Origin of the sequence: Anaerococcus hydrogenalis DSM 7454 (assembly GCF_000173355.1) — a bacterium.
Lineage (GTDB): Bacteria > Bacillota > Clostridia > Tissierellales > Peptoniphilaceae > Anaerococcus > Anaerococcus hydrogenalis.
Map to the genome: position 1 here is coordinate 1 of NZ_ABXA01000010.1, position 15,242 is coordinate 15,242.

At 32.0% G+C, this 15,242-nt stretch carries 13 protein-coding genes; 4 read left to right on the plus strand and 9 right to left on the minus strand.

What is annotated here, in order from left to right:
- Window positions 1-35: 35 nt before the first annotated feature.
- From ANHYDRO_RS01550 to uvrB, 6 genes are all read right to left on the minus strand, one after another.
- A complete protein-coding gene (locus tag ANHYDRO_RS01550) occupies window positions 36-2,447 on the minus strand; it encodes an SdrD B-like domain-containing protein (protein WP_004812799.1) in 2,412 nt (803 codons plus the stop codon).
- Window positions 2,448-3,091: 644 nt separating this feature from the next.
- Window positions 3,092-3,259 (minus strand): hypothetical protein, encoded by a 168-nt coding sequence (locus ANHYDRO_RS09830; RefSeq protein ID WP_004812800.1) that lies wholly within the window; start codon window positions 3,257-3,259, stop codon window positions 3,092-3,094.
- Between the two features lie 283 nt (window positions 3,260-3,542).
- Window positions 3,543-3,773 (minus strand): hypothetical protein, encoded by a 231-nt coding sequence (locus tag ANHYDRO_RS11065; protein WP_262359390.1) that lies wholly within the window; start codon window positions 3,771-3,773, stop codon window positions 3,543-3,545.
- Complete coding sequence (locus ANHYDRO_RS11070) at window positions 3,688-4,497, minus strand: excinuclease ABC subunit UvrA (protein WP_004812801.1); 810 nt, start codon at window positions 4,495-4,497, stop codon at window positions 3,688-3,690. Before ANHYDRO_RS11070 ends, ANHYDRO_RS11065 begins: the two co-directional genes overlap by 86 nt.
- Window positions 4,498-4,523: 26 nt before the next feature.
- Entirely contained in the window at window positions 4,524-6,356 is a 1,833-nt protein-coding gene (uvrA, locus tag ANHYDRO_RS01555; protein ID WP_004812802.1) for an excinuclease ABC subunit UvrA, read from the minus strand.
- A 314-nt stretch (window positions 6,357-6,670) separates the two neighbouring features.
- Window positions 6,671-8,650 (minus strand): excinuclease ABC subunit UvrB, encoded by a 1,980-nt coding sequence (gene uvrB, locus ANHYDRO_RS01560; RefSeq protein ID WP_004812803.1) that lies wholly within the window; start codon window positions 8,648-8,650, stop codon window positions 6,671-6,673.
- A 176-nt stretch (window positions 8,651-8,826) separates the two neighbouring features.
- On the opposite strand from uvrB, the gene ANHYDRO_RS01565 reads away from it, so the two are divergent.
- Together ANHYDRO_RS01565 and ANHYDRO_RS01570 are read left to right on the plus strand one after the other, a co-directional pair.
- Complete coding sequence (locus tag ANHYDRO_RS01565; protein ID WP_039913729.1) at window positions 8,827-9,135, plus strand: ArsR/SmtB family transcription factor; 309 nt, start codon at window positions 8,827-8,829, stop codon at window positions 9,133-9,135.
- Window positions 9,136-9,173: 38 nt separating this feature from the next.
- A complete protein-coding gene (locus ANHYDRO_RS01570) occupies window positions 9,174-11,021 on the plus strand; it encodes a heavy metal translocating P-type ATPase (protein ID WP_004812805.1) in 1,848 nt (615 codons plus the stop codon).
- A 21-nt stretch (window positions 11,022-11,042) separates the two neighbouring features.
- Here ANHYDRO_RS01570 and ANHYDRO_RS01575 read toward each other — a convergent pair whose 3' ends face one another.
- Window positions 11,043-11,807, minus strand: coding sequence for a hypothetical protein (locus ANHYDRO_RS01575; RefSeq protein ID WP_004812806.1), 765 nt, complete (start codon window positions 11,805-11,807; stop codon window positions 11,043-11,045).
- A gap of 106 nt (window positions 11,808-11,913) precedes the next feature.
- Here ANHYDRO_RS01575 and ANHYDRO_RS01580 point away from each other — a divergent pair, with 106 nt between their 5' ends.
- The gene (locus ANHYDRO_RS01580) at window positions 11,914-12,189 is read left to right on the plus strand and encodes a GNAT family N-acetyltransferase (RefSeq protein WP_004812807.1); all 276 of its coding nucleotides are present in this window, start codon (window positions 11,914-11,916) and stop codon (window positions 12,187-12,189) included.
- A gap of 46 nt (window positions 12,190-12,235) precedes the next feature.
- Here the strand turns inward: ANHYDRO_RS01580 and ANHYDRO_RS01585 are convergent, their stop codons facing one another.
- Both ANHYDRO_RS01585 and ANHYDRO_RS01590 read right to left on the minus strand, forming a co-directional pair.
- A complete protein-coding gene (locus ANHYDRO_RS01585; RefSeq protein ID WP_004812808.1) occupies window positions 12,236-13,366 on the minus strand; it encodes an MFS transporter in 1,131 nt (376 codons plus the stop codon).
- The gene (locus ANHYDRO_RS01590; protein WP_004812809.1) at window positions 13,363-13,959 is read right to left on the minus strand and encodes a hypothetical protein; all 597 of its coding nucleotides are present in this window, start codon (window positions 13,957-13,959) and stop codon (window positions 13,363-13,365) included. The genes ANHYDRO_RS01585 and ANHYDRO_RS01590 overlap by 4 nt, the downstream gene beginning before the upstream one ends.
- 84 nt (window positions 13,960-14,043) lie before the next feature.
- On the opposite strand from ANHYDRO_RS01590, the gene glsA reads away from it, so the two are divergent.
- Entirely contained in the window at window positions 14,044-14,973 is a 930-nt protein-coding gene (glsA, locus tag ANHYDRO_RS01595) for a glutaminase A (protein ID WP_004812810.1), read from the plus strand.
- Window positions 14,974-15,242: the final 269 nt, after the last annotated feature.

Here is a 15,242-nt window from a genome sequence, read left to right on the forward strand (position 1 = left end):
CTTGGAACTTTCCTGTTTCTTCTATTGGTGTCCAATCATTTTGTGTTTTCATAAACATAAGTGATTTCTTGTTTTACACCTGGTTTGAATTTTCCTGTTGTACTTTCACCTTTTTCGTTGTAAGTTGGGTTTTCTACTGGATTTTCTGTTCTTACAAATTTGAAGCCGTCTTTTTCTTTCTTACCAGTTTCGTAAGTCATGTCTTTTGTACCACCACTTACTTTGCCAGGTACTACATCACGTTTGATTTCTTTGCCATTTTTATCTTTTGTAATATAGATATGGTGTTCTTGGAATTTTCCTTTTTCTTCTATTGGTGTCCAAGATTTTGTGTCTTTTCTGTATACATAAGTTACTTCAAGGTTTTTGTCGTTGATATAGTTTGCTTTTACTGGTGCTGAACCATCAATCTTTTCTGTTATTTCGTTAGATTTTGTGATTTCTCCTGGAACTAATTTGAAACCTTCTTTTTTGTCTTTATCTGTTCCGTTTGGTTTTGCTGATGTTGTGAAGCTTTCTTTTTCTGTTCCTTCAGTTTTGTCTATATCTATTTTTGAGGTGTTTATTAGTTCTCCATCTTTGTATTCTTTGTATATGTGGTGTTCTGTGAATGTTCCTTTAGCTACTTTAATTACTCCAAAGTCAACGTTCATGTTGTCTGCGCCGTTGATAATACCTGTTGCTGTGGCTACTTTTGCTCCTTCTGCTTGGCTTGCATCAGAATTCTTTTCATCTTTTACATTTTCAGCTTTTGCTGTTGTTGGTGCATATCCTGCCGGAATTTCAAATTCTACTGTGTATTCGCCGTTCTTTAGGCCTTCGAATTTGTATTTACCGTCAGCATCTGTTTTTGTTTCCTTATCGGAGATGTTGATTCCCTTAAGGATAACTTTGACATTTGCAAGACCTTTTTCACTATCTCCTTGTGAACCGTCATTATCGGCATCAACCCAAACCTTATCTCCAAGACTGTATGTTCTGTTTGCTATAGCTATGGCATCTGCATCGTCTATTACAATTTCATTTGTCCATTTCCAGCTTTGGTCTCCTAATTTTGATAGATTTTTAGCATTACCGTTAGCCTTTCTCCAATCTGCTGTGAAGATAGTATTAGTTTTAAAAGCCTTGTTTGGAGTTCTCTTTCCTGTATATGTTACAACATATACAGAACTATCAAAATCTTTATTGTCAAAAGGCATTGATTCGTTAGTGTTACCTTGCTTAACATCTACAACTAATTTACTAAGATCAGCGTTGTTATCATCTTTTACTAATCTGACTTCAGCCTTATTAGTAACATCTTCGTAATTTCCATCATCAAATTTATTACCAAAACTTAGTGGTAATTTGTTAGGATTTTTAACCTTATAAACTTTTACAGAATTTTTAACTTCTTCATCAAAAGTTACTGTTTTATAGCCCTTTTCGTTTTGAACTGTTACATGGGATCCGTTAAGCAATTGGTCTGCAGTTGGGTTTACATAAATAGTGTGGTTATAGTTATTATCATCTACTTTGTCAATATCAGAAATACCGCTTAGAGTAGGACCAGTAGATTTTATATCAAAAACTTCACTTTCATATTCAACAGTATAGTCTTTGCTTGCAGTTTTACCAGCAACTGTTACAGAAACTTTTTCTTTGTTATCTGCTTTTAGTACTGGATTGCCTTCGCCATCTAAAACATATTTACCATCTTCTCCTATTTCATATTCTTTTGTACCCATTGGAACTTTGTCTGGATCTATGAGTAATGGATAGATAATTCTTGCTCTGATGTCTTTAAGACCATCAACCTTTTCATTAAAAGTATATTTGTATCCGTTTCTACCGTCTGTTAACCTTTCTGCAGTTGCTATTTCTTCACCATCAAAAACTACAGGTTGGCCTTCTTCTTCTGATTTTAAAACACCATGAAGATTTACATTATCTGAAACTACAAAGTCAAAAGTTTTTCCTGCTTTTGTTCCCTCAGGGATATCAAAGTCAACTCTTGCTTCAAGGTTAATATCTGTATTTCCACCATTTGTTCTTTCAGGTAGGGCGGTTGGATTTACTATTTCTGTCTTTTCGCCATTTTTAGCTCCACCAATTGTAATTTCTACATTGGTAATGGCATCTTCTTCAGTTGGATCTGCTGATACAGCTTCTGGTTTAGTTTCTTCAGCCATTTCAAGTTCTGAAGCATTTTCTTCTTTTTTATCTTCTTCACTTGCTTCTTGTGGAGTTGCTTCTTCACTTGATTTTTCTTCTACTGATTCTTCAGCAGGTGCTTCTATATTTTCTACTTTTTCTTCTTCAGCTACATTTTCATTATTTGTTATAGCTTCTTCTTTAGTTTCTGCTTCTTCTGCTACTACTTGATTATTACTATCAAGTTCAGCAGCTTCAACTGAAGATGGAGATACTAAAAGTGCGTATTCAAGCATACAAGAAACTAATCCCATTGATAATTTTCTTGTTGCATATTTTGGTTTCTTTTTAGAACCATTTAACTTTTTTCTTCAATGATTCTTTTTAAAATGTCATTTTTTTCCATATGTTTTTCCTCCTGGATTTTTATTCGCATATAAAACTAATTATAGAACATATGCTTATAAAATCTTGTAAAGATTGATATATTTAAATCAAATACTTTCAATTCCTAAAGTCGTTTTATTCCTTTATTATTTATAAATCAATAGATATTTGAGAAAAATTTATCGTTTTATTTATATTTTCATTTATTTTGCCTAATAAAATGAATAATTCTAAATTATTATTGATTTTATTTCAAATTTAGATTAAATTTTATTACAAATATAAAAATCTTCCATAATATATAAAAAAACAGGCCCTCATTTGAAGCCTGTTTAAATTTAAGAAAAATCAAATAAATATTTAATATCAGGAATAAATCAAGGTTCCCTCAGTCAATCAATTTTTCAAAAATTATTTTCTTTTCTTTTTCTTAGAAGCAAATAATCCACCCATAGCTGCTGTTAAAGTTGCTAAAGTACCTGCAAGTGATTCTACACCTGTTTGAACATTGTCAGATTTTCCACTAGCATTTTCACATACAATAAATGTTTGATATTTTATTCTACTACTTTTATTTCTGCATCTTTAAAATTAGCTTTTTTAGTCTTTGAATTTGAGCATCTGTTAATTTGAATTCTTCATTAACTTCGGCTATTTCTTCTTTTACTGTTTCCTGACTTACTTGTTCTTTTGCTGCTTTTAATGAACCTGGAGCAATTATTAATGAAAATCCTAGCATATATTAAACCAATCTAATGATAGTTTTCTTGTACCACATTTTGGATTTTCTCCTCACTTAACGCTCTTTTCTTTTTAGATGACTTCTGCCATCTTCTTCGAATTTTTCATAACTTCCCTCTCACTCTTATACTCTAACAAAGTATAGCTACAAAATTTTTTAGTTATATACAACAGTGTGCTTTTACAAAATATCTTGTATTTTTATTATTAAAAAATTTTACAAATAATTTAAAAAGACCACCCAAAGGTGATCTTTTAATTTTTTTAATACTATAAAATTATTAAAGTATATTTTTTAAAAATTGCCCTGTGTAGGATTTTTTACATTTTGCTATTTCTTCTGGACTTCCTGTTACTAAAAGTTCTCCGCCGCCATCTCCACCTTCAGGCCCTAGGTCTATTATGTGGTCGGCTACTTTTATTACGTCAAGGTTGTGTTCTATTACTACAACTGTGTTGTTTTGGTCGACTAGTCTGTTTAAAACTTCTATTAGTTTGTGGACGTCTGCCATGTGAAGGCCTGTTGTTGGTTCGTCCAAAATGTATAGGGTTTGGCCTGTGGATCTTTTTGCAAGCTCGCTTGCAAGTTTTACTCTTTGGGCTTCTCCTCCGGAAAGTTCTGTTGATGGTTGACCGATTTTTTATATAGCCAAGTCCAACGTCATAGAGTGTTTGTAATTTTCTTACTATTGATGGGTGGTTTTCAAAAAATTTGAGGGCTTCTTCTACTGTCATGTCCAAAACTTCTGAGATGTTTTTTCCCTTGTATTTTACTTCTAGGGTTTCTCTGTTATATCTTTGTCCGTGACAAACTTCGCAAGGAACGTAAACGTCTGGCAAAAACATCATGTCAACTTTTATTGTTCCATCCCCCTTACAAGCTTCACACCTTCCCCCTTTTACATTAAAGGAAAATCTTCCCTTGTCAAAGCCTTTCATTTTTGCTTCGGTTGTCATGGCAAAAACGTCTCTGATATTGTCAAATAATTTTGTGTAGGTTGCAGGATTTGACCTTGGTGTTCTTCCTATTGGGGATTGGTCTATGGAAATTATTTTGTCAATTTGTTCTACCCCTTCGATTGAGTCGTGTTTTCCTGGGTGGGTTTTGGATTTATTTAATTTTTTGGTTACAGACTTGTACAAAATTTCATTTACCAAGGAAGATTTTCCTGATCCTGATACTCCCGTTACTGCTGTAAAGGTTGATAGGGGAAATTTTACGTCGATTCCCTTCAAGTTATTTTGTCTAGCGTTTTTTACTTCTATATATTTGTCCCAAGTTCTTCTTTCTTTTGGTACTGGAATTTTTCTTTTCCTGAAAGATAGGCGCCTGTGATTGATTTTTTACAATTTTTTATATCAGAAAGAGATCCTTTTGCAACAATTTCTCCTCCGTGGACTCCTGCTTTGGGTCCAATATCTACAAGATAATCTGCAGCTTTCATGGTATCTTCATCGTGTTCTACTATTATTAAGGTATTTCCTATATCTGTTAAGTTTCTTAAGGATTTTATTAATTTATCATTATCTCTTTGGTGAAGGCCTATTGATGGCTCATCTAGAACATAGCAAACTCCAACAAGACCTGATCCTATTTGGGTTGCAAGTCTTATCCTTTGGCTTTCTCCTCCTGAAAGGGTTGAGGCAGACCTTGAAAGTGAAAGATAGCCAAGACCTACATCTTGTAAAAATTTCACCCTTGCCTTTATTTCTTTTATTATTAGTTCAGCAATTTTTTCTTTCATTGGTGAAAGTTTTAAATTATCAAAAAATTCTATAGTTTTATCTACTGACATATTTGCAATTTCTGAAATTGATTTGCCGTCGACTTTTATGGCAAGAATTTCATCTTTTAGTCTATGACCATGACAGCTTTTACATTCTTCCTCGCTCATAAAGCCTCTCATTCTTTTCTTTTGAGCATCGGAATTTGTTCTTTCGTACCTATCGGATAGGTTTTTGATTGCCCCTTCAAAATGGCCAGTGTAATTTTTTCTTCCAGAAAAATGACTGTCAAATGTGAAGGAAACTTCTTTTTTTGTTCCATATAAAATTTCATCTATCATTTTTTTTGGAGCATTTTTTATTGGCTCATCTAGGGAAAATTTGTGGTTTTTGGCAATAGCCTTGATCATTTCGTTATAATAGGTTCCCTTTCCACTTGTGGCATATGGGTCTATTGCTCCCTCATTTATGGAAAGATTTTTATCTGGAATTACAAGGTCTGGATCAATTTGTAAGTGAAATCCAAGTCCGTTACATTCAGGACACATACCTTGGGGAGCATTGAAGGAGAACATATTAGGTGTAATTTCTGGAAGGGAAACGTGGCCGTCTGGACAGGCAAGTTTGGATGATAGGATAAAGTCTTCTCCATCTATTACATTTATTTGAACAAGTCCATCGGTAAGTTCAAGGGCAGTTTCTAAGGAATCTGCAAGCCTTGAATTTATTCCTTCTTTTATGACAATCCTGTCGACAATTATTGATATGTCGTGTTTTTTAGTTTTTGAAAGTTCGATTTCTTCTTCTATGTCATATCTCTCGCCGTCAATCATTACTCTTACATATCCCATTTTTTGGATATTTTGAAGTTTCTTTTTGTGTTGACCTTTTTGAGCCCTTACTACTGGGGCAAGTATTTGGATTCTTGTTTTATTTTCAAGTTTTAAAATCCTATCAACCATTTGGTCAATTGATTGGGCCTCGATTTTTTTGCCACAAACTGGACAATAGGCATCTCCAATTCTTGCAAATAATAATCTATAATAATCATAAATTTCTGTTACTGTTGCAACAGTTGACCTTGGGTTTCTGTTGGTTGTTTTTTGGTCGATTGAAATTGATGGTGAAAGTCCTTCTATTGCATCTACATCCGCCTTGTCCAAATTTCCCAAAAATTGTCTGGCATAGGATGATAGACTTTCTACATACCTTCTTTGACCTTCGGCATAAATTGTGTCAAAGGCCAAGGTGGACTTTCCCGATCCGGAAAGTCCAGTAAATACAATCATTTTATCTCGAGGAAGGGTCAGATCAACATTTTTTAAATTATTGGTCCTCGCCCCCTTTATTACTATTTTATTTTCACTCATTTATACCTCCGCAAATTCTCTTTTCATTTTTTTTATTTATTTGGTTAAATTTCCTAAATATCTAGAAAAAATAAATTAATTGATAAGTTTAAATTATGAGATCTCTCCATGCGTTCGTTTCACTCACACTAAAACACGTTTGCTTCGCAAACTTATTCGTGCTTTCGCACTTAGTTTTAGGGATAAATATGCCAAATCAAGGCATATTTATCTAGTCGAGATGGGTTAAAGTTTGTTGTTTCTATCATAAAAATATTACTTTATTTCTACTTTTTTTATTTTGGAATAAAATACTTTTTAAATTTCTTTGAATTTTATACGCCTGCAAATTCTCTTTTCATTTTTGCTATTTGATCTCTCAGTGAGGCTGCTTTTTCAAAGTCTAGTTCTTCGGCAGCAGCATACATTTCTGTTTCTAAGTTTATAAGGATGTTGTCGATTTCTTTTGGTGAGAATTCTTCTTTTTCTTCGCTTGCATTTTCTGCTTTTTCTGTTACTTGGATTATTTCTGAAATATTTTTCTTGATTGTGGTTGGAGTAATACCGTGTTTTTTGTTAAATTCTGTTTGGATTTTTCTTCTTCTTTCGGTCTCGTCAATGGCTTTTTTCATTGACCTTGTAATTTTATCTGCATACATTATTACATGACCTTCTGAGTTTCTAGCTGCCCTTCCTATGGTTTGGATAAGAGAAGTTTCGCTTCTTAAAAATCCTTCCTTGTCTGCATCCAAAATTGCAATTAGGGAAACTTCTGGTAAATCGAGCCCTTCACGAAGAAGGTTAATGCCTACCAAAACATCAAATTTTCCAAGTCTTAAATCTCTAATTATTTCACTTCTTTCTATCGTTTTTATATCTGAATGGAGATATTTTACCTTGATTCCATTTTCTGATAAATAATCGGTCAAATCTTCTGCCATTCTTTTGGTAAGGGTTGTGACAAGGACCCTTTCTTTTTTCTCAATTGTTTGGTGGATATTTTCTATAAGATCATCAATTTGATTTTCTACTGGTTTCACATCTATTAATGGGTCTAATAGACCTGTTGGTCTTATGATTTGTTCTACAACTTCTCCACCAGTTTTTTCCATCTCATATGGGCCCGGAGTTGCTGAAACATAGATAGTTTGATTTATTAATTTTTCAAATTCTTTAAATTTTAAAGGCCTATTGTCAAGGGCTGATGGGAGTCTAAAGCCATAGTCAACAAGGTTTTGTTTTCTTGACCTATCTCCCTCATACATTCCTCCTACTTGGGGAATCGAAACGTGGGATTCGTCAACAAAAAGAACAAAGTCATCTGGGAAATAATCTATCAAGGTTGCAGGTCTTGAGCCAGGCTCTCTTTGGGACATGTGCCTTGAATAATTTTCTATTCCTGAACAAAATCCAATTTCTTCTAACATTTCTATATCATAATTTGTTCTTTGCTCAAGTCTTTGGGCCTCTACTAATTTATTTTCACCTTCAAGCTCAGCTAATCTTTCCTTTAATTCTTCTTTTATTGTTACAATAGCAGCTTCTGCTTTTTCGGCAGTTGTTGCGTAATGGCTGGCAGGATAAATGTAGCCGTGGGATATGTGACTTATAACTTTTCCTGTTAAGGAATCAAATTCAGAAATTCTATCAATTTCATCTCCAAAAAATTCTATCCTTATGGCCTTTTCATCGTTTCCTGCTGGGAAAATATCTAGAACATCTCCTCTTTTTCTAAAAGTTCCACGAGAAAAATCAAAATCATTTCTTACAAATTGTCTTTCAATTAATTCTTTCATAACTTCTTCTGGAGAAATTTCTTGGCCTGGTCTTAATGATAAAACTAATTTTTTATATTCTTCTGGATCTCCCAATCCGTAAATACAAGAAACACTGGCCACAATTATTACATCTCGCCTTTCAAAAAGACTCATAGTTGCTGAGTGTCTTAGTTTATCTATTTCATCATTGATTGATGAATCTTTTGCAATATAGGTATCAGTTGCAGCAACATAGGCTTCTGGTTGGTAATAATCGTAGTAGGAAACAAAATATTCAACGGCATTGTCTGGGAAAAATTCTTTAAATTCTGTAAATAATTGGTAGGCAAGTGTTTTGTTGTGGGCAAGGACAAGGGTTGGTCTTTGAACTTCTTGTATTATATTTGCCATGGTAAAAGTTTTACCAGAACCTGTAACTCCTTGGAGGATTTGGTGGTGTTTTCCTTCTTTTATTCCGTTGGCAAGTTTTTTTATTGCCTGAGGTTGGTCTCCTTTTGGAGTGTAGTCTGATTTTATAACAAATTTATTTTCTTTCATTTTACACTTCCTTTATGTAAGTAATTTTTTAATAATTTATATCTGTTTTCGTCTTTTCCAATATACACTTTCACTTTTTAAATTCAACTTATTTACTAGGGATTCAAAGCCTTAAATCTTGCCACAAATCCCCCTTTCTGCTATAATTTTTTGTGAATATAATTTTTGGAGGGAGTATGGAAAAATCATTTGAAAATGTTTCTAATAATGATTTATTTGATTTGGCAGATTTGTTTAAGGTTTTTTCTGATTCGACAAGAATTAGGATTTTATTTTCCTTATTTGATAATGAAAAAAATGTAAATACAATTTCAAATGAATTAGATTTAAGCCAATCTGCAATAAGTCATCAGCTTAGGTATTTGAAAGATTCAAATTTAGTCAAAAGTCAAAGAGACGGCCAGGCTATGATTTATGCTCTTTCTGATAGGCATGTGAAATTTATTATTAAACTTGGTTTGGAACATTTGTATGAGGATAGGTAGGTTTTTATAATTTTAAAAATCTAATGAGAGGATATATTATGGAAATATTTAAAGATATGAAAAAAGATAGGAAAAGAGAACTTTTTAGGCTGGTTTATTTTGCTATATTAATTGGCCTTATGACCTATATTAGAAAAGTTTTTGGCAATAAGTCTTATGTTGTGACTGGCTTTCTTTTTATCTATCTTTTTTTGGGAATGGATGTTTTTTTGGAGGCTATTGAGTCTTTTTCTAAAAGAAATATGATGGATGAAAATTTTCTATTGACTATAGCAAGTTTTGCAGCCTTTTTTATGGGAAATTTTACAGAGGCTTGTGTGATTATGCTCTTGTTTTCTTTGGGAGAAGTTTTTGAAAATCTTGCTAATGATAGGACAGATAAAAATATTAAGTCCTTTATTGACATTGTTCCAAAAAAACTTGATAGACAAAATCCTGATGGGTCTTTTTCTAAGATAAGTATAAATGAAATCAATGTTGGCGATATAATCCTTGCCAAGGATGGTGATAGGATTGGACTTGATGGAATAGTTGTTGATGGAGAGGGACTTTTGGATACTTCTTCTTTGACAGGTGAGTCCATGCCAGTTGATGTGAGAGAAAATAGCAAGGTTTTGTCTTCTTCTATTTTAAAAACTGGAATTATAAAATACAGGGTCCAAAAAGTTTTTGATCAGTCTATTGCCTATAAGATTATTAGCTTGATTAAAAATTCTCCTAAGGAAAAATCTGACAGTGAAAAACTTATCAGAAGATTTGCCAAGGTCTATACACCTTTTGTTGTTGCCATAGCAGTTTTTCTAGCTGTGGTTCCTCCAATTTTGTTTGGAAATTTTGCCTCTTATTTAAAAATGGCAGGAAGTTTTTTGATTCTTTCCTGTCCATGTGCCCTAGTGATTGGCCTTCCCCTAACCTATGTTTCAGGTCTTGGTCTTTGTAGCAAAAATAAAATCCTTGTTAAGGGGGCTAGATATTTTGAAAAATTGATAGATGCTGATTATTTTTATACAGACAAGACAGGGACGCTCACTTATGGGGATTTTGATGTAAAAGATATTATTTATTATTCTGATTATAATAAAAATTTGATTTTGGATTATTTGTATAATTTGGAAAAATTATCCAACCATCCAATTGCAAGAGCCATAGTTAAAGATTTAAGAAGAAGGGACAATCCTTCATATTTTATAGCCAGCGAAAGTATAAATGGTCTTGGTATTTGGGCAAAAACATATGAAAATGAAGAAATAAAAATAGGTTCAAAAGATTTTGTAAATATAGAAGATGATTCAAAAGACAAGGCAATTTATATGACTATAAATGATATTTTAGTTTGTAAGGTTCTTTTGGAAGATAGGATTAAGGATGATGCCAAGGAAACTATAGATTATTTAAGAAGTAAATTTTCTGATATTGCAGTTTTATCTGGCGATAGCGAAATGGCAGTAAAAGATTTGGCAGAGGAGCTTTCTATTTCTTATGCAGGCGGGCTTTTACCAAATGAAAAATTAGATCTTGTAAGAAATGAGCAAAAAAATGGCCACAAAATTGTTTTTGTGGGTGATGGGATTAATGATGGGCCTGTTTTAAAGTATGCCGATGTTGGAATTAGCATGGGCCAAGGAGCATCTGACCTTGCTATTGATGCATCCGATATAATTATTTCTGATAAATCTTATGCTAAATTAAAAGATTTGATGGAAATTGCAAGAATTGTAGATAAGACTGCCAAGAAAAATCTTGTTTTTATTATGCTTACAAAAATAATTCTTTTGATTTTAACCCTACTTGGTTATGGCCCAATGTGGCTTGCCATTGTTGGTGATGTAGGCGTTTTGATTCTTTCAATTTTTATTTCAACAAGTATTTTAAATAAAAAAATATAGGAGGTCCCTCCTATATTTTTTTTATAAATTTCTACTTATAGTAAAGTCATTATTGTTTTCAATTTCTTCATAATTGTTTTCTATATCTCCTGTTAAATCTAAATAATTATCAGCAATTCTTGCCAAAACTATAGGAGATATTACTAAAAAGTATATAGCAAATACTAACATTGCTATAAAAGTAAGGCCCATTATAGCTTCAAATGAATCTGCGTGCATTATTGTTGCTGCAGAAATTGCAATCATAACTATAATTGGTAGGGCAAAATATTTTAAATATGTTAGAATTGTTTTTGCTAATAATTTTTTACCAACTGAAAATACACTTTTGAATGCCTCTCCTACTGATTGGTCTTTGTTTCTTGGATCTGCAACAATGTGGTTTGCATAGGTTGTAAAAAGTGCAAGTAAGGTTGAAAGAAGAGCTCCTACAATTCCCATTGACATAAAACTTGTTGGATTATCTTTTAAGGCTAAAAAGGCTGCCCCTCCACCAAAAACTCCTGTGATTAAAATTGTAAGACCGATTAGTATAAGATTAACTAGGATTGCTTTTTTATCAAGTCTATGGATTTGGTTAAAATAATCTCCAACACTTCCCTTCCTATTATTGATTAGGCCAGAGGCTATCAAAAATGATCCAATCCATGTAATAATTGATGTTATTAGGTTGTAAATAATACTATCACTGGCTTTTTCTCCAAATGCGAAAAATAATCCCAGTGAGATAATTCCCAAAATTATTTCAAGTAAAATAATTGAACCATAACTAAATTCTCTTTTCATAAAATTCCTTTCTATTTTTATAAATTTTCACCTTCTGTAGATATTTATACCCAAATATTTTCCTATAAATAATTAATTATGGGTATAGAAAAAAAGAGGTGATATTATGGAATATAAAATTGATAAAAAAGAAAATCAAGTCCAAGTTTTTGATGGTGGTAGAAAAATTGGCTTTATAAGTTTGGTAAATAAGGGATATTTGATAGATGCTCCCCACACTGAAGTTGATAAGGAATATGGTGGCCAAGGAATTGCAGGAAAATTGGTGGATAAATTAGTAGAATATGCTAGAGAAAATAATAAAAAAATAATTTCAACCTGCCCTTATATAAGAAATAAATTTGAAAAAGATGATAAATATAAGGATGTTTATTTTAAATAAGAAAAGGTGATGTCGCAGAATAGATTTAGCTATTCTGCACATCACCTTATTTTTTTCTTCTCCTATAAAATATTCCTATAAAAATCAAATAAATTATTACAAATCCTATAAAGCCTTTTGAAAGTGAACTTGTGTTTAGGATTTTGTCTATATTTTTCATAAAAATCGGAGCCATAAATACTCCTATATTACATCCTATAAAAATTAAATTGGTTGCGATTCTTGAGCTATGCCCCTTAACAAATCTTGGAACTTCTGCAAAAATATAGGGCATGCACATGGATTGGCCAAAGGTTAAAAGTAATATACAAAGCAAAAATCCTATTAGGTTTTTTTCAAAATTAACTATCAATAAATTTGCCAAAAGATAAAAGCTAAGGCCAAAAAATATGGTCTTATTTTTTAATTTAAGATTTATTGGTGTAAATAAAAAGGCTGAAACCATCCCAACTATTGGAACAAAATTTAAATAAAAACTTGTATTTACATCCATTCCTCTACTTAAACTTGCCACAAAAGGAAATCTCATCGTCATAGAAGTTGCATTTAATAAAACTACCATGGCAAAAATTATAAATAAAAATACATTAGGGTTAAAATTAATTTTTGCCCTTTCTCTTTTTATCTTTACATCGCTAACATTTATTTTAAAAAATATCATTATCAAAAAAGCTGATGTATAAAGTAAAAATGTATAGATATAATTAATTTTCACAAGAATTCCTGCAAGGGTAAAAAGGATTATTTGCCCTGTAAATTCTGCTGCGTTTCTAAGTCCGTGAAGTTTGGTCCTTTCTTTATTGTCATGGTAAAGTAAATTTATATAGTTTGCCGAATGACCATTAAACATTCCAAGACCTGCTCCAAGGATAATTCTTGACATAATAATGGCAGGGTAAGTTTTAAAAATTACAGGAAAAATCCCACTAAGTCCAACAAGAAAAAGTCCTAATAGAACAGTTTTTTTAAGGCCTAGCCAAAGGGCAATGTATTCTGCCAAAAATATAAAAATCATTACAGTAAAACTTGAAAGAGTTATTATAAATTCAGCCTGATTTCTTGTAAGATTAAAGGCTTGTTGGATATAGACTAGGCTTCCTGAAATTATGCTGTTGCTAGTTAAAATTAAAGAAATTGATAAAATCGATAATTTTTCTTTTAGAGAGTTTTCTTTCATTGTCTTTCCATATATTTTTCAAATAATTTATCAGAAAAATCTACCAAGTCATGAGAAAAATCATTTCTCAAATATTTTTGGTCTAAATCCCCAAGTCTTACCCTATCGAGGGCATCTGCATCCTTAAAAAGTTTTGACAAGTACCTTGCCCTATCCATATCTTTTACAAAAAATTCTTCTATGGTTTTATCCATATCTTTATCAGATCTTGAGTGAGTAGCAAGAACTGCTTGGAGAATATTTTTATCTTTTTCATCTATTTTTGCATAATCAATGGAATAAAGGGCAGCCCTATACCCATGTTCGGTATCATAAGAATCATCCACTCTTTTAGTATCATGAAGAGAGGCTGCATATCTTAAAATATCCGTATCATTTTTATTTAATTTATAATAAAAGGACAAAAGAAGAGATAGCAAAATCACCCTTTCAATGTGGCCTTGGCCATGGATACGACTTTTATAAAGAATATCCGTATTTAAATTTTGGTATGTATCAAGCAAAGTTTCATAATAAGATGAATTTTTAAAATCTTTAAAAAATTTATAATCATCAAGCCACTTATCTTCATTTAAAATTTCTAAAATAAGCATAAAAAACTCCTTTTTATTTTCTTAATTATAATTATATCAAAAAGGGTAAGTATTTTATAGAATTTTATAAGTAGGTGATTAAGTATGTTTATGAAAAGAGAAGATATAGAAGTAAAAATTGAAGAGTGTATAGATAAGGCAAAAAGATACAAGGGAGTTGGAGAAGTTGCCTCCTACATACCAGAGCTAAAAAATGTAGACGAGGATTCCTTTGCCCTATCAATAGTGACTACTAGCGGAGATGTTTATAATTTTGGAGAAAGTGAAAAAATATTTTCAGTTCAATCAATTTCAAAAGTTTTTACCCTAATGATGGCCCTAAAAGATAATACCATTGAAGAAGTTTTTTCAAAAGTTGGAACAGAGCCAACTAGGTATGAGTTTAATTCTTTAATTCCAATAGATCAAAGAGCTGCAAATCCATTTATAAATGCAGGAGCAATCACAACAACTTCAATGATTTATGGGGAAAATAAGGAAGAAAAATTTAATAGGGTGATGGAGCTTATAAGGCAAATGAGCCAAAATTCTGAATTTACTTTTATGAAAGACATTTATGAGTCAGAAATTTCAACAACAGACAGAAACAGGGCCATTGCCTATTATTTAAAAAGTAAAAATATTTTTGACCAAAACGCTGATGAAGTTTTGGATTTATATGTAAGAATTTGCTCAATAGGTGCAAATGTAGAATCCCTTGCAAAATTTGGGGCAATCCTTGCAAATGAAGGATTTGATATTTACTCATCAAACTTAATTGTCCCTCAAAACATAGTCCAAATGACAATAGCCCAAATGGCATCATGTGGGATGTATGAAACAAGTGGTGAGTATTTGATGAAAGTAGGAATCCCATCAAAATCTGGAGTAGGCGGAGGAATCTTGGGAATTGTTCCAAACAAATGCGGAATTTGTGTCTATTCACCAAGGCTAGATAAATCAGGAAACTCAGTTGTTGGAAAAAATTTATTAAAAATATTATCAGCGGACTTAGGGCTTAATATATTTCTGTAGAAATTAATAAAAGACTTTTTAATTTTTTTTATAATATACTAAATTATTATTAAATTTTAATACTTCGTAATGTTAGGGGGAGAAAATGGGGGAGTTTCGATTCTCCCCCTTTTTTCTCCCCCTAACGACCCCCCTCTTTTTTGCCCCCCCTGCAACCGACCATTGCATGGAGCTTTTCTTGTAAGAAGCTTCGCTTCTTTCAATTTTTAAAAGTTTGACTGCTATTTAAAAATAACTATAAATTCAAGTGAATTATTAGAGAAAAAATT

What these genes read in the sequence shown, in the direction of transcription:
- ANHYDRO_RS01575 (WP_004812806.1), bottom strand. Translation starts at nt 11,807, where the DNA reads ATGAAAAGAGAATTTAGTTATGGTTCAATTATTTTACTTGAAATAATT.
- ANHYDRO_RS01585 (WP_004812808.1), bottom strand. Translation starts at nt 13,366, where the DNA reads ATGAAAGAAAACTCTCTAAAAGAAAAATTATCGATTTTATCAATTTCT.
- ANHYDRO_RS01550 (WP_004812799.1), bottom strand. Translation starts at nt 2,447, where the DNA reads ATGGGATTAGTTTCTTGTATGCTTGAATACGCACTTTTAGTATCTCCA.
- ANHYDRO_RS01590 (WP_004812809.1), bottom strand. Translation starts at nt 13,959, where the DNA reads ATGCTTATTTTAGAAATTTTAAATGAAGATAAGTGGCTTGATGATTAT.
- ANHYDRO_RS01565 (WP_039913729.1), top strand. Translation starts at nt 8,827, where the DNA reads ATGGAAAAATCATTTGAAAATGTTTCTAATAATGATTTATTTGATTTG.
- uvrB (WP_004812803.1), bottom strand. Translation starts at nt 8,650, where the DNA reads ATGAAAGAAAATAAATTTGTTATAAAATCAGACTACACTCCAAAAGGA.
- uvrA (WP_004812802.1), bottom strand. Translation starts at nt 6,356, where the DNA reads ATGAGTGAAAATAAAATAGTAATAAAGGGGGCGAGGACCAATAATTTA.
- ANHYDRO_RS01580 (WP_004812807.1), top strand. Translation starts at nt 11,914, where the DNA reads ATGGAATATAAAATTGATAAAAAAGAAAATCAAGTCCAAGTTTTTGAT.
- ANHYDRO_RS11065 (WP_262359390.1), bottom strand. Translation starts at nt 3,773, where the DNA reads ATGGCAGACGTCCACAAACTAATAGAAGTTTTAAACAGACTAGTCGAC.
- ANHYDRO_RS01570 (WP_004812805.1), top strand. Translation starts at nt 9,174, where the DNA reads ATGGAAATATTTAAAGATATGAAAAAAGATAGGAAAAGAGAACTTTTT.
- glsA (WP_004812810.1), top strand. Translation starts at nt 14,044, where the DNA reads ATGTTTATGAAAAGAGAAGATATAGAAGTAAAAATTGAAGAGTGTATA.
- ANHYDRO_RS09830 (WP_004812800.1), bottom strand. Translation starts at nt 3,259, where the DNA reads ATGCTAGGATTTTCATTAATAATTGCTCCAGGTTCATTAAAAGCAGCA.